Below are 15237 nucleotides of genomic sequence, written 5' to 3'. Positions count from 1 at the left end.
AAATAAGCAGGGTTTTAAATAATCCATTTTAACGTACGCCCAATGCCATTTTGGCATAGCGTGACATTTTATCTTTCGACCAAGGTGGATTCCATACAATATTAACATTTGTACTTTTCACTTCTGGAAGTTCACCTAACGCCGTATTCACTTGATCCACAATGACTGGACCAAGTGGGCAGCCCATAGATGTTAGTGTCATCGTAACAGTTGCAACACCTTCATCATCTAATTCCACATCATATACTAAACCTAAGTTGACAATATCAATGCCAAGCTCAGGATCAATTACGTTTTCTAAAGCACCTAACATGCTATCTTTCATATCCTGATCCATTCGTATTTCTCCTTCCATCATAGTGTTAACCTTATCATAGCAGATGCACCCTGTTATGCCAAATGCTGTGCAAGCCATGCTGTAGCTGCTAGCATACCGTCACGTGGTACAGCATGTCCAGCCCTTTTGTTAACCATGAACTTTAAATATTCAGGGTTTGCTTCATAGTATTCCCGTAATGTTTCATAAAATTTATACGTTTCGTGAAAAGGAACTGTTTTATCTAATTCTCCATGCCAAAAGAATACAGGGCGACCCGCGAATTTTTCTGGTGTTAAACTGACATCATATTTAGCAAGGGCTTCATTAATTTTTTCTACGTCTTCCTCTGACATCGGCCAGTTAACTCCGCTTTTAGCAAATTGTTGCAATTGGTATTCACCCAATTTTATAAAACCAGGTGCACCCATGCATATTGCAGCTGTTTGTATCCAATCATAAAGTTTCAGACAGCCTGATGTCACGATGCCACCCATTGAAGTGCCTCCTATGCCAATTTTATGACTAGCTAATAAATTTTTATTCTTTAATACATCATATAATTGTTGTACTTCATGAATAGAATTTAAAACAATGTCCCAAAAATTTAAATTCATTTGCATTTCTGTTAGGCCTTCGCTACGCTCACCATGAAATTTTGCATCTGGCAATAGGACACGCACCCCTTTATGCACCAATTGGTATGCATAGTGTAAGTTATGTTCTTTTGCACTCATAAAGCCATGCAAAAAAATGACTACCGGGGTTTCTTCATTCATATTGTCTGTATGTATATGTAATAAAGGAATATTTCCCCACACTTCTTTTTCTACAAACATTATTGTCACTCCCAACTATTCTCTCATCTTTATGTTAGCAAACTTTTTTCACTGTGACAAAATTTTGACGAATGTAAGACAAAGAGATACTATTCAAACTATAGGAAAGGGGCAACGAGCTATGAAACCGCATTTAATCGTATTAGACTTAGATGGAACTTTATTAACAGATCAACAGCAAATTTCTGCAAAAACGAAAAAAACATTATTGCAGGCTAAGGAACAAGGGCATCAAGTGATGATTGCGACAGGACGTCCTTACCGAGCAAGTACTATTTATTATCAAGAACTTGGGCTCACTACACCCATTGTTAATTTTAATGGCGCATATGTGCATCATCCTAAAAATGTCTCTTGGCAACATATGCACACACCAATTGATTTAAGTGTCGTACATGATGTCGTTGATTCTATTAACAGTTATGAATACGAAAATATTATCGCTGAGGTAAAAGATGAAGTTTATGTTCACACAGAGGACGATCGTATCTTAAATATCTTTAATATGGGTAACCCAAAAATTACACTTGGCGATTTATACACACACCTCTTAGAAAATCCTACAAGTTTGCTGATTCAGGCAAATGAAGCCAATTCGGTTATTATACGTGATCATTTACAGGCAGTGCATGCTGAAGTCATCGAGCATCGTCGCTGGGGCGCGCCACTTCATATTATTGAAATTGTGCGTCGCGGCTTAAATAAAGCTGTGGGTATTGCACATGTCGCAAAAGATTTAGGTATTCCTCGTGAGCGCATCATCGCATTTGGTGATGAAGACAATGATTTAGAAATGATCGAATATGCTGGACTTGGTGTAGCGATGGGGAACGGTATTTCAAGTCTTAAAAACATTGCCAATGAAATTACGACAACGAATAATGATGATGGAATTGCAAAAATACTCATTGAACGCTTGAAATTATCATAGTTAAGTAGTAAGTTCAAGTTAACATTCCATTTTTACCAGTTTAACTTTATTCAGTGGTACCCCTTCCATTTATCTAAAGTGAGTATCTACTGAATAAAGTTAAAAAGCTTTAAAAGTAAGTTGAAATTAGGGGGACAAGAGAATGAAGATTTTTACGGATAGTGGATGTGATCTACCAAAATCTTACTATGAAGAAAAAGATGTCGTGCTACTCCCTTTACGAGTGCAATTGAACAACAAAGAATATGAAGATGTGATTTCAATTGATTCCAAAGAGATCTATGATGCAATACGCCAAGGTGCTCAGCCAAAAACATCACAAGTGTCACCTGAGCTCTTTTTGAAGCATTTTGAGGAGCTAGCCAAAAATGATGAAGAAGGTATTTATATCGCTTTTTCATCAGAATTATCAGGCACATATAGTACCGCTCAAATGATTCGCAATCAGGTACTTGAGCAGTATCCTTCCTTAAAACTAGTCATTATCGACTCTAAATGCGCATCACTAGGACATGGCCTTGTCGTGGAAGAAGCTGTACGACTGCGAAATATAGGAGTATCCTTAGAAGACATGGCCTCTAAAATAAATACCCTTGCACCTCAGGTCGAGCATTTATTTACAGTAGAAGACTTAGATTACCTTGCAAAAGGTGGTCGTGTATCAAAAGCTAGTGCATTTTTAGGTGGCCTTCTTAGTATTAAGCCTATTTTAAATGTAGAAGATGGCAAACTTGTACCGATTGAAAAGTCACGCGGTCGAAAAAAAGCACTTAATCGTATGTTAGATTTAATGCAGGAGCGTGGTGGCAGCTTTACAAATAAAATCGTAGGTATTAGCCATAGTGACGACGCTGCCTTTGCGAATGAAGCAAAAGCCTCTATTCAGGAGCGTTTTTCACCTCAAGCTGTGCAAATTACCATGATAGGTTCCGCGATCGGCTCACATGTCGGACCTGGGACTATTGCAATTTTCTTCACAAATAAAAGCTTTGAAGGCTAATAAAAAGCATGCTAGGATGGTTCCTGGCATGCTTTTTTGTCGTGTTATTATTATTGGACGTCTTGCTCCTGACGACGAACTTTCCCTCGTTTAATGATGATGACAACAAAGCCAATAAAGATCACCCATACTAAGCCAAGAGCCACCATATAAGGAGTGTTTAAGCCTTCATCATTGCGAACTTGATAAATTTCAACCATTTCTCTGTCTAAAATAACAGGATAGACTTCTTTTTCATTTAAGCGAACTTTTTCCTCATGTAAAATACCGTTCAGCATTTTCCCTTCACCAAGTTGTTCAGGTGTTAAGTCGACGCGTTGTGTTTTACCAGTATTATTAACCATGATTACCCACTTTTCTTCGTCAGAAGAACGTGTAAAGACAAGAAGGCCATTTTCATTTGTAATGACTTCAAAATCACCATTACGTAAAGTAGCTGATTGATTACGTAAAGATTGAACATTTTTAATATAATCTATCAGTTCCTCGTCTGTTTTAAAGTTATAAAGCTGGTGTGTATCTGGTTTTGCTTCCCCATTCATAGCAATTTCTGTCCCGTATTGTACGACAGGAATTCCTGGTAGCATAAATAAAGCACCCATCGCCATTTTTAAGCGGGTAGGTGGGAACATATTTTCATTAGCAGAGTCAAATGTAAAACGATGAGTTTCAAGTGAATCCACCATAATTTGTGTCGGTTTTTCTCCTGTGAAGGGTTCCATTAATTTAGAAGAATCCATATCCACGTTTTTAAATATATTACGATAGATATCTGCCGTTACAGGTGAGAAAGTTGCATCAAAGTCAGCATCGCTTTCTTCATTTGCTATCACATAAAGTGATGTTTTTGTCTCTTTTAATGCAGCTATTACTGCATTGATAAACGCTGTATCAGCCCCTGCGATATTTGTTAAACGAATACCACCGATGTCATATGTAGAAACAAATTCAGTTACTGCTTGAATAAGTGCTTCTTGCACATCCTTATTCGATAAATCCCACTGTACTTGTCCATTATTGGTAGATGCAATCCAATCCGCTTTCGATGCATCCTTTGCCCACTCATGATTTGGACTCACATTTGTAAGTGGAAAATCCACCATAATGGACATATTTTTAGCTTTGTAGGCCTCTACAGTACTTTGGAATTCTTCCGTTGTTCCAAAATGACGTTCTATTGTAGTATAGCTTGTGGGCATTGATCCATCATACTTCTCTGTAGAAAAAATAGGCCCAATGGAAACAATTGTATAGCCCATCTCACCGATAAATTTCAGTTTATCCTGTAAACCTGTAAAATCGCCCCCCGCAAATTTCGAAGGGTCCTGCGTATTTGTATCAAAATCGTTTGTGCCCGAGCCATTAAAGAAACGGTCAACGAGTAAATCATAGATGCTTTCTTCTGCTATTGTTCTAGTCGCTGATTCATCCGCATGTGCTACTGGTATAGTACTTACTAATGAAGTTGCTAATAAAAGTGATGCAGCCGTCGCACTTATCCACTTCTTAAATTTCACTGTTATTCCCTCTCTTTCAAACCAATCAACGTCATTTTACCAAATAACTCTGTCACGTCGCTATCTTTTCCAAAGATTTTGCGTAAAAGCGAAATGAATTACGACAAAAAGGTGTCAATTCCGTCTTCCGTTTTCGTTTACAAAATAAAAGCCGTGAAGCAACTACTTCACGACTTTTAAATCATTATGCTAAGAAATCTTGACCCATTGGCAGTTTAAATCCTAGGAACAAAGTGATTAATAGGAATACTGCAAATAAAATCCAAAACATAGCTGTTGGTTTATTTTTCTTTTGACGCACTAAGACCATTTCCATCATGCCAATTACAAGTATGCCACCTAAGAACTTAAATCCGTAAAGCATACCTTTACCATAGTCCATTGCCTCGATAAATAATGCCCCACCTGTGATGATTATTAGTACATAAAACAGACGTAATGTCATATGTAAGCCTTTTGATTGCTTGCCCATTAGTGCCGCAATTAAAAAGATGACAATACCTACTACCCACGTAGTAATATGCAAATGCGTTTGGCTAGTTAAAAAACTCATGATTGTCCCCCTCATTCTTTTTCTATCAAACTCTATCCTACCATGCGATGGAAAGGGTTTCAAATATTACAATAGTGTTCACACAATTTACATCATTTAAAACTTGGAATCCTTGCATCTCATAGTTTTTACTTCTGTTACTATGCCTTAAAGCAGTAAAAAATCCGCGGAGTATAGACTCACGCGGATTGATATCATCATTATTCAAAATGGTTGACTAAAGTACCAATTCCTTGAATAGATACTTTTACTGTATCTCCAGCTTTTAAGAATTGCGGCGGGTTCATCCCTTTGCCAACACCAGCTGGCGTACCTGTTAAAATCACATCTCCTGGCTCTAATGTTACATGCTGAGATAGGATGGATACTAACGTTTCAACAGAGAACATCATATCTTTCGTAGAGCCATTTTGACGTACTTCATCATTGACCTTTGTCACTACTGTTAAGTCTTGTGGATTTGGGATCTCATCCTTTGTCACAAGGTATGGTCCAAGAGGGCAAGTACCATCCAAGCTTTTACCCAAGAAGAATTGTTTATGTTTCTCTTGTAAATCACGAGCTGTTACATCATTGGCAATTGTATAACCAAATACATAATCAAACGCTAAGTTTTTAGGAATGTTTTTGCCACGTTTACCAATAACGATAGCTAGCTCACCTTCATAATCCATTTTTGAAGAAAGATCTGCATGAATGGAAATTGTTTGTCCATCTGCAGCAATTGCAGTTGGTGATTTTGTGAATACCATTAAATCCGTTGGTGCTGCCTCTGCACCCATTTCCTTTGCATGTTCATCATAGTTTTTACCAATACACATAATATTTTTAGGTGTACGTGGAATTGGTGAAAGCCATTCGATCTCTGTAAATTCACGTTTAAAACTATTAGCATTATCTGATTTTTCCGCTGCTTCTACTAATTTACGAATCTGTTCCACAAAATCAAAGCCTAAAGCAATGCCATCCACGATTGAACTTGAAAAAGAAGGGAGAACTTGAAGTTCACTTTGAATAGCGAGTACATCCCATACCGCTTCTTCTTTTTTTACTTTTGGTCCAAAGCTTACATGCCCACCTAATTTGAATGATAAAATTTTCATGATTGAAAGAGCTCCTTCTTTTTTCTACATAATACAACAATATGATAGAAATTACCTCATTTTTGCGACAACATTTTTATAAGTTGTTATATCTTCATAAAATATGCATGTGAAGAGGAATATATTAACGCACTTCTACTTTTTGCTTATATGTTAATTTACGCCATATTGTTTCTAACGGTCCTTGTTTCCACTTAGATAACCAGATTTCTGCTATGATCATTTGCACAACAATAATGCCGACAGCAATTAATACCCCTGTTTCTACACTTACTTTACCATACCAGCCAAAGCCAAATTGGTAGAATAAACAAGTACCTATAATAGATTGAAGAATATACATCGTTAATGACATGCGTCCGATTTTAGCAAAAGGACTAAGTAGTTTTAGCATTATTGGCACTAAGCAAAGTAACACAATGACCCCAATATAGCCCACCGATAGAACTGGGCCCCCTATGTATACCTTTAAATAATCTAGTAAATATGTTCTTGTAAACATAATAGATAAGCTTTTTATACCAATACCGATGACCAATCCAGCAATTGCAAACGTCAGCCAGAGCCACTTCAATTCTTTAGCCCGTTCTACTAAACGCCATTTAGAGGCAGCGGCACCTATTAACATATACGGTAAAATCGTGAACAGTGCGACAAACCACATCTCGATGCCTGCCTGCGTCGATAAATCTGTTAAGCGTTGCAAAAAGGCATCTACCCAGTTTCCTGTCCCATAAGCCGTGATGGCCTTCTCTACTGAAACGATATCTAAGTAATCATCTACTTTTGTATTAAAATTTACAATCCCTACTACAAAGAGCATAAAAGCTTGCATCAAGCCATTAATAATCAAAGCACTCGCTAATAGCCAGATGGGACTCAATCGTAGTAAAAGCACTAAGAAAACGCCACAAAATGCATACATCATTAATATGTCGCCCCACCAAATTAGCACAGCATGGATAAAACCAAAAGCAAACAGGATGGACAGTCTACGAAGCCCCAGGGTATAAAAGTTTTGTTGACGACTTTGAGCCTTTTGCCACTGCATGGCTAGCCCATAACCAAATAGCATGGCAAAAAGCGGGTAAAAGCTGCCTTGCACATAAATATCTATATTTTTCTGCCAAACAATATCTGATGGGGTTGTAAACCATGATGCCAAATCAATATGCGGCATTGGCAAATAAAAGGTATACATATTTACAAGTAAGATACCTACTAAACTAATACCTCGTAAAATATCTAATGTTGCTATTCGTTCCTGCAACATTGTTGGTTTTAACTCCACAAAATAGCCTCCTCTTGACTAGCAGCTATGGTGAAAGCAGGGCAAGAAAAAACTTTGCCCCACTTTGCCCGTAACAAGTTCTTTATGCGTGTATGGTCTGTTCATTATCGAATAAAAATAATACTTTATCGTTCACCTTGATGTGTAAGATGGATTCAATGGCTTCGCTATAAACACGAAGCTGTACGGCATAACGACCTAGTATTTCCTTTGACAAGGCTGGCTCCTGCGCAAAATGAGATTGTATACGATCCGTTTTATAATCCAACAAGACCCAATTACCGTATTCATCCTCAAATAGGCAGTCAATGATCCCTTGCACAATTTGAGCATCACCATCTTCATCGATTCTACTAATTGTAAACGGCATTTCTCTACGTATCTGCCTTGCGCGTTGAAAGCGTTGCCCTATTTCTGTCTCAAAAAAACGATAAATTTTCGCTTGCGGAACTACTTTGCCCTCCGCCTCTGTTAAAAGCTGTCTTGCCACTAAATCCTCCACAAAGTCCCTTACAGCATCGATATGACTAAAGCCATATTGAGGAACATGCTGCATCACTGTGTGTACAGCTGTACCAATTTCAGCACCAGTTAGCTGTTGCTCCTGTAAAAAAACGGGTCGAGGTGCAATGGACGAAGCCTTTTGCTTGATAGGAGAGGCAAAATAAAATTCAGGTTCCTCCTGGCGCTGTAAATTTTCTAATCGCTTTATTTCACTAACAGATGTTTTGGAGCGCTTTCTTGTAGATTTTTGATAGACATACTGCGCTTGAAAGCGGGTAGTGATTTCAGCCAGCAAGTCCTCATCCTCTTGCATCGCAAGCACTTGCTGTACTTCATCGCCCATCGCCTCTATCTCATATGAATAATGCTTTGTATCGATGGCTTGAACCCACCAATGTGATTGATCCTCCACTTCTTTATAAGATGTGCTTGCTACTACTGCAAAATCTGCATGTCTTGCTACTGCTGGGCCAACCCAGTCCAAATAGCTATTAGCTCTTGCACGTAAATATTCTTGAAGCGGTGCATCCATTGGTAAACTTTGTGCGTCCTGCCAGTTGTCGCGTGTTTTCTCCCAGTTCTTCACTGAGCCTACTAAAATCAAACGCTCCTTCGCACGAGTCATCGCAACATATAAGACACGCATTTCTTCTGCACGCATCTCCAGTTCTTTTTTCTCCTTCAATGCTAAAAACGGTAACGATGTATAGGTGATACGATTTTCGGGATCAATGGCCTTAACAGCTAGTCCAAAATCTTGATCAAACAAATAGGGTTGATGAAAATCCATTTTATTAAACGGACGTCCCATTCCTGCAACAAAGACGACTGGATATTCTAACCCCTTGGAAGAGTGTATTGTCACCAGACGTACTACATCATCCTTTTCGCCAATTGATTTGGCCGTACCTAAATCATCGCCACGCGTACGCATACGATCAATAAAGCGTAAAAAACGGAATAGCCCACGAAATGCTGTTTTTTCATACATTAATGCACGATCATGTAATACGCGTAGATTTGCTTGACGCTGTTTGCCATTCGGCATTGCCCCAACCATTTCATAATAATGTGTATCTAAATAAATTTTCCAAATTAAATCTGATAATGATCCACGACGTGCTAAATCACGCCAATTTTCAAAGGCTAGCATAAAGCGTTGCAACTTCTCAAATGTAGTGGTTTGCACACCATGTCCTTCACTACGAATAAATTGTCGTAAAGCATCATAAAAAGGTACCTTTTGATCGGCTAAACGAATTTTCGCCAGCTCATTTTCCGTTAAACCAACAAACGGTGCGCGCAGTACAGAGGCTAAGGGGATATCCTGATAGGGATTATCGACTACCTTCAGGACATTTAACATAATCATTACTTCGAGTGCGTCAAAATAGCCTTTAGATGATTCTGCATAGAGTGGAATCCCTGCCAGCTTAAATTCCTCTACTAAGTCTGTTGACCATGTCATCGAGCGCATTAAAATCACAATATCACTATACTTTAATGGTCGCTCTGTTTTTGTTTTCGTATCGTATACGGTTGTTCCATCTTCCATCATTTGACGTATACGATCGATAATAAATCGTGCCTCGTATTGTGATTTTTTTAATTCCTCTAGCTCCGTTGCCTCATTGCTTAGTTCTTCCAGTTCTTCTAGTGTTTCCTCTTCCGGTGGTGGATGCAATACGACCAGTTCAACAGGTATTTCTTTATCATCATAGGGCGCAGCAGGCTTTAGTGACGCATTGTCATCATACGAAATCTCACCGACACGCTCACCCATAATTTGTGCAAAAACATAGTTTGTAGCATTTAATACTTCTTTTCGACTTCGGAAGTTAGCGTTTAAATCAATTCGCATCCCCGTTACAACAGGTGACTCCAAATATTCACTATATTTTTTCATAAAAAGCTTTGGCTCAGCTAATCGGAAACGGTATATACTTTGTTTAACATCCCCAACCATAAAAAGGTTGCCATCTTGTTCTTCACCCGTTTTAACAAACTGTAAGATGGTTTCCTGTAGCATATTGGTATCCTGATATTCATCCACAAGTACTTCTTTAAAACGCTTTTTCATATCTAGTGCAACCGGTGAGGGATGAAGTGCACCATCTATCTCTACCGTTAAAATTTGAAGTGCATAATGCTCTAAATCTGAAAAGTCAATGATTCCCCGTTCTAACTTGGCTAGTCGAAATTGTTCACTAAATGTAGTGGTCAATTCAACTAGCGTAGTAATGGTCGGTGCCATTAACCTTATTTCCTCAAGTAGCCGTGCAGGCGTACGAACAAAATATGTCTCCTTGATTTTATTCATCATTTTTTTGGCTGCTTCTCGTTTTTTCTTCGCAAGCTCCTGTAGCTCTACATTAACTAGTGCATCCTTCGATACCCGCTTTAAGGTAGACCATTTAACCGTTGCAAAATAATCAAATAGCTCCTGCCATGTCCCACTTTGACTAATGCGTATCCCTTCCTGAATCATAGCAAAATCTACCTCTGCCGTTTCTGCATAGGGTGCAGGTCCATCTGGCTGTAATGTAATTGTGCGCATTTCAGAAATTAACATAAACGCCTCTTCCAGACTATGACGTACGGTTAATTTGACGTATTGAGATAGCTCTAAATCATCTATTGTCACTTCCTCAGCTAATTCATAAGCTTTCGGCAGGCTCCAAAGCCATTTTTGAGGCTCAGCATGGACACGAGACGTATCATAAAGTTTACTAATCAGCGTTTCGATGGCTTGATCATCACGATCTGAGGTAAAGCTATCGACAAGACGATAGATAGCTTGTACGTGAGCCTCATTCTCCGCATCGTAGGCATCTTCTAAAACTTCTGCTAAAACATCATCTCGCAATAATGCTATTTCTGCTTCATTGGCAATACGGAAGCCTGGGTCTATATCAAGTAAGTAGGCATATTGCTTCACAATTGCTAAACAGAATGAATGTAGCGTAGAAATTTGTGCTTTATTCACAAGACTTAGCTGCCGTCTTAAATGATTAGATGTTGGATTTTCTGCTATCGCCTTTTCTAATGCCTCAGACATACGATGGCGCATTTCAGCGGCTGAGGCATTTGTAAAGGTCACTACCAATAGTTCATCTACATTGATCGGGTTTTCAGTAGCAATGACTTTTTCAATCATACGATTGATCAGAACCGCTGTTTTCCCCGACCCTGCTGCAGCCGAAACGAGTGTATCTTGACCGCTAGCATAAATGGCCTTCCACTGATCGTCTGTCCATGTGACATCTACTGGCTTAACAGGAATTGTTTGTACCATGCTATTCTATCTCCTTCCGAATTTTATCGACAATATCATTCGGCTTTGCTTGCATTAATTGACGATAGTTTTGTTTACCATCTGATGGATCAAATTGGCAAACCGCAGCAAATTGACAATAATCACATGCCGTTTTAGCTTTTAATTTATAGGGGCTAATGGCCGTATCACCAGATAAGATACCATTCCCTGCCTCCTGATGTTTACGACGAACAAAATGCTGCAACTTTTTCATATCATTGACAGGAACTATACGCGATTGTGACTCAGACGGTGTCCCATCTTTTTTCATATAGACAGGAATGATTTTTGAATGTCCGCTACTTTCTTCCAATTGCTCGTCCATCGATAAAATCGCTTCAGCATTTTCAGATAGCAAACCTTTCATTTTATACTGCTTTAAACGATCCTCTTCTATTTCACTGTCCGTCAAATCTTTATCCAGCTTCAGCATCGGATTATGGACATGGACATACAGTACCCCTGCTGGCTCTGCTTCACCTGAGAGCCAGTAAGAACTATTTTCCATTGCCACATCTAAATACGTTAGGACCTGTAAGGATAATCCGTAATAAACCTCATTTAAATCAAGGTCACGAGCTGAGGATTTATAGTCGACAATCCGCAAATAAGAGCGGTCATCTATCGTTGCACTATCCACTCTATCAATACGTCCACGCATAAACATTTTCTTACCACCAGTCAAATCAATCTCTAATGGTGGTAGCTGTTCATGTTGTCCAGGACCGAACGACGCCTCAATTGCAATTGGTTTGAAGTGTGATACATTTGCATGCTGTGTCAGTGCTGTCATTGTACGCTCAACAATTCGAATTAGCTTACGCTGAATATAGCGATAGCGGGCACTGGATAATAGGATTTGATGGAAAAAAACTGGAACAATTTGTTCTACTGCTTGACGTGCTAATTGTTTAATTTGCTTTGTTGTTAAACGAATCCAAGATAATTGCTGACGATGTGTTTCCTCTGTAATCCACTTTAATGCCTCATGGAATAAGTCACCCATTGCAAACGTTTCTAGCCGATACTCAGCTCGTTCTTCAAGACGTAGGCCATACGTAGTGAAATGAGAAAAAGGACATCTGAAGTATTTCTCAATTCGCGACACACTGGATGTTAGCTTCTGACCATATAATTCCTGTGTAATATAGGTTTCAAGTGGCTCAGCCTCATTTTTATGGGTAATTGGATAAAGTACGCGGTCGAAAATGAGTGCCCAATACGGATCTTGTTTATAAAATCTTTGTAAAGCTAGCCATTCTGGAGCTAGTTCACGGCTATGTTCAGCTTGACGTAGCTGTACCATTAGATGTGCCAATGCAGTCCTTGGATGGCGTAAATATGATAAAACATCCCCATCTAGTAATTCAATCGGATCGACTACCACTCGTTCTATCGAAACACCACTTAATAAGCCAGCCTTTTTGTCATTTCCTATTATTTTCTTAATATAAAGTGAGGCTAGAAGTGCCTTGCCTTCCTCATCCGCCGTAGGATAGGTCATATACAATTTGTTAGATGGCGTTGTAATAGCGCGATAGAACAAGAAATTTTCCTGTAATAAACGATTAGTAGAGGTAGGAGCAAGCTCATAGCCAATTTGACTAAACCATTCACGTTCGATATCTGACAACAAGCCCTCATACTCCATCCGAGTTGGATAAACACCATCATTCATTCCTATTACAAAAGCGACTTTGATATTGGATAAACGAGCTAAATCAACAGTAGCCACCATTACTTCATCAAGGGTTGGCGGAATTCTTGAAAATTCTAATGTATCAAAGCCTTCATCAAGAATTTTGGCTGCTTGCTCTACAGACATCTCCTGCTCTCCAAACATATAAACGAATTGGTCAAGAACAGCAATCCATTCATTCCAAGCTTGTTCATGTTCACTTGCAGCTAATGCGTCACCTCGCTCTAGCTCACGATCTTTCATGGCTTGCAGTTTATCATATACCTGTAATGACTCTATAAATTCAAATAAAGCAGTCGCAATATCTCTGCCATTTTTGGCGCTATCAAGCTTGTCTTGTAAAAGTTTTAGAGGTTGGCGAATTTCATCTCGAATGGCCTCGATTTCTGCCTGCATTGCACGCTCCTCATCTGTTTGTACACGCGAATGGAATTCTAGACCTCGATATTTTTTATAAAACCAACGTGCCTCCTCAAACCATCGTTCACCATAGATGCCTTGTGCCAAGCAATAATTTTCTAATCGATCTGCTCGCTCACGCCAAATTGTTAGCTCCGCTTGTAATGGGAAAAACAAATCGGTTTTGACACTACGAAAAACTGGCTCATATTTCCAATTCGAGGTCATAACCTCCAAGGCTGAACGACTTAGCTCTATTAATGGATGATGTAGCATTGTCTTTTTTGTATTTGTAAAAATAGGAATTTCATATTGTTGGAAAATACTTGTAATAAGTGGATCGTAGAGATCTGCTTGTCTGTACAAAAGTACGATATCCTGATAGCGAAAACCGTCTTCTCTTGTCAGTTTTGTTATTTCCCGGGCAATCGCATGTATCTCTGCTCGACGATTTGATGCTTCAAGCACGGTTACATCTCCTGAAGTTTTTATCGTTTGGGGCTCCAAAACAGCAAATTTTGCCTCCACATGCTGTAAATCTTTAGAATGAAATCTTTGAGTCTTATAAAAATGTAATGGTAATTCAACATCAATGCCCTCTTCTTTTGCTATATCATGAAGACGTTGATTCGTTAACGCTGCTTCATGGAATAAAGCTTGTTCATCAAAGGCTTCATCCATATGATCAAATGGAAGGACGACAGTTACTTGCTTCGTTACCTTTAACAATTCACTAACCAGTTCTAACTCTCGCACAGTGAAAGCGGTGAAACCATCAATATAGATGGTCGCTTGCTTCATCGTTTCTGCATACTTCAGTTGCTCCGTTAAAATCGGATAATAGCCCTCGCTGTCAACATAGGTCGTACCAAGTCGTTCCTCCAATGCCTGCAAAACGACATGTAAATCATTCGCTTTCGCCTGCAATGTATTAGGTGCATCTATTGCCTTTAACGATTCCGTTACCTCTGCCAAGACTGAGCTATTGACGCTATAGCGACTAAATTCTCTTAAAAGGGTTTCAATTTCCTCCGTAAAGCCACGTTTTCCTGCTGCTTGTCGAAATAAGGAAAACTCGCTTTTTTGTTCCTCCAAAAGTTTACGTATAAGCATTCGATAGCCATAGCCATTCACTTCTTTACGAGCAATACCTCCTGTTTCCTGTAAAACCAACCATGCTAAACGTTTAAACGTCATCACCTGTGCTCGAATCAAGCCTTGTAAACCATGCTTATTTGTCAGCTCATATTCCGTAGAATAAGACATTTGGTCAGGCACTATAATGAAAATTGGATGTCCCAATGGATCTGTCTTTAATTGCTCAACAATTTCCTGATGAATAAATGCGGATTTTCCTGTTCCCGAACGTCCTGAAACAATACGCAATGTCATTTACTTTCCCCCTCCTCATTAACTTGCTGTTGCGGGTGTCTCTCTTTTAATGAAATAAAAATTTGTACTTTTATTTGAGCGATTCTTTCACTGAATTTATTACTTCTCATCTATTTTGGAGCGGCTTCTCCAGACTATTGATCGCTTCTCATCTATGGTGGAGCAGTTTTCCCAGCCTACTAAAAACAACATAAATCATCTATCTTAAATTCTATCGAAAAAAACTAGTAAATACTATCTATCAACCTTCACCTACCTATAAAAAGGTTAATTTATTACACAATCAGAACCACCAGTCTAACTGGTGGTTTGCTCTACGCGTGAAACGCTGGGGTACTGGCCCATGTCTAAAGACAACTGAAAGGTCCGCCAACCGC

General features: G+C 39.0%; 10 protein-coding genes. 2 read left to right on the top strand and 8 right to left on the bottom strand.

What is annotated here, in order from left to right; genetic code table 11:
- Positions 1-28: 28 nt before the first annotated feature.
- Both B3D98_RS05910 and B3D98_RS05905 read right to left on the bottom strand, forming a co-directional pair.
- A complete protein-coding gene (locus B3D98_RS05910; RefSeq protein WP_004227477.1) occupies positions 29-337 on the bottom strand; it encodes a metal-sulfur cluster assembly factor in 309 nt (102 codons plus the stop codon).
- Between the two features lie 53 nt (positions 338-390).
- Positions 391-1155, bottom strand: coding sequence for a prolyl oligopeptidase family serine peptidase (locus B3D98_RS05905; RefSeq protein WP_048392034.1), 765 nt, complete (start codon positions 1153-1155; stop codon positions 391-393).
- Between the two features lie 121 nt (positions 1156-1276).
- Between B3D98_RS05905 and B3D98_RS05900 the strand changes: the two genes are divergently transcribed.
- Together B3D98_RS05900 and B3D98_RS05895 are read left to right on the top strand one after the other, a co-directional pair.
- Positions 1277-2086 carry a Cof-type HAD-IIB family hydrolase gene (locus B3D98_RS05900; RefSeq protein ID WP_048392035.1) on the top strand — a complete coding sequence of 270 codons (810 nt, stop codon included), beginning with the start codon at positions 1277-1279 and terminating at the stop codon, positions 2084-2086.
- 142 nt (positions 2087-2228) lie between these two features.
- Positions 2229-3086: a DegV family protein gene (locus B3D98_RS05895; protein ID WP_048392036.1), complete on the top strand. Its 858-nt coding sequence runs from the start codon at positions 2229-2231 to the stop codon at positions 3084-3086.
- Positions 3087-3136: 50 nt separating this feature from the next.
- On the opposite strand, the gene B3D98_RS05890 is transcribed toward B3D98_RS05895, so the two are convergent.
- The 6 genes from B3D98_RS05890 to addB all read right to left on the bottom strand — a co-directional run bounded on the left by B3D98_RS05890 (position 3137) and on the right by addB (position 14860).
- The gene (locus B3D98_RS05890; protein ID WP_288581673.1) at positions 3137-4603 is read right to left on the bottom strand and encodes an alpha-amylase family glycosyl hydrolase; all 1467 of its coding nucleotides are present in this window, start codon (positions 4601-4603) and stop codon (positions 3137-3139) included.
- Positions 4604-4787: 184 nt separating this feature from the next.
- Positions 4788-5156: a YisL family protein gene (locus B3D98_RS05885; protein ID WP_004227486.1), complete on the bottom strand. Its 369-nt coding sequence runs from the start codon at positions 5154-5156 to the stop codon at positions 4788-4790.
- 200 nt (positions 5157-5356) lie between these two features.
- On the bottom strand, positions 5357-6259 hold the full coding sequence (locus B3D98_RS05880; RefSeq protein WP_048392038.1) for a fumarylacetoacetate hydrolase family protein: 903 nt from the start codon (positions 6257-6259) through the stop codon (positions 5357-5359).
- 124 nt (positions 6260-6383) lie between these two features.
- Positions 6384-7550 carry a DUF418 domain-containing protein gene (locus B3D98_RS05875; protein ID WP_016993448.1) on the bottom strand — a complete coding sequence of 389 codons (1167 nt, stop codon included), beginning with the start codon at positions 7548-7550 and terminating at the stop codon, positions 6384-6386.
- A gap of 82 nt (positions 7551-7632) precedes the next feature.
- A complete protein-coding gene (gene addA, locus B3D98_RS05870) occupies positions 7633-11349 on the bottom strand; it encodes a helicase-exonuclease AddAB subunit AddA (RefSeq protein WP_288581668.1) in 3717 nt (1238 codons plus the stop codon).
- Position 11350: 1 nt separating this feature from the next.
- Entirely contained in the window at positions 11351-14860 is a 3510-nt protein-coding gene (gene addB / locus B3D98_RS05865; RefSeq protein WP_288581665.1) for a helicase-exonuclease AddAB subunit AddB, read from the bottom strand.
- Between the last annotated feature and the right edge of the window lie 377 nt (positions 14861-15237).

The organism is Lysinibacillus sp. UBA5994 (genome assembly GCF_002429725.1).
Lineage (GTDB): Bacteria > Bacillota > Bacilli > Bacillales_A > Planococcaceae > Lysinibacillus > Lysinibacillus capsici.
The sequence above is the reverse complement of the archived record's forward strand: the minus strand, read 5'-3'. Positions and strand labels throughout refer to the sequence as shown.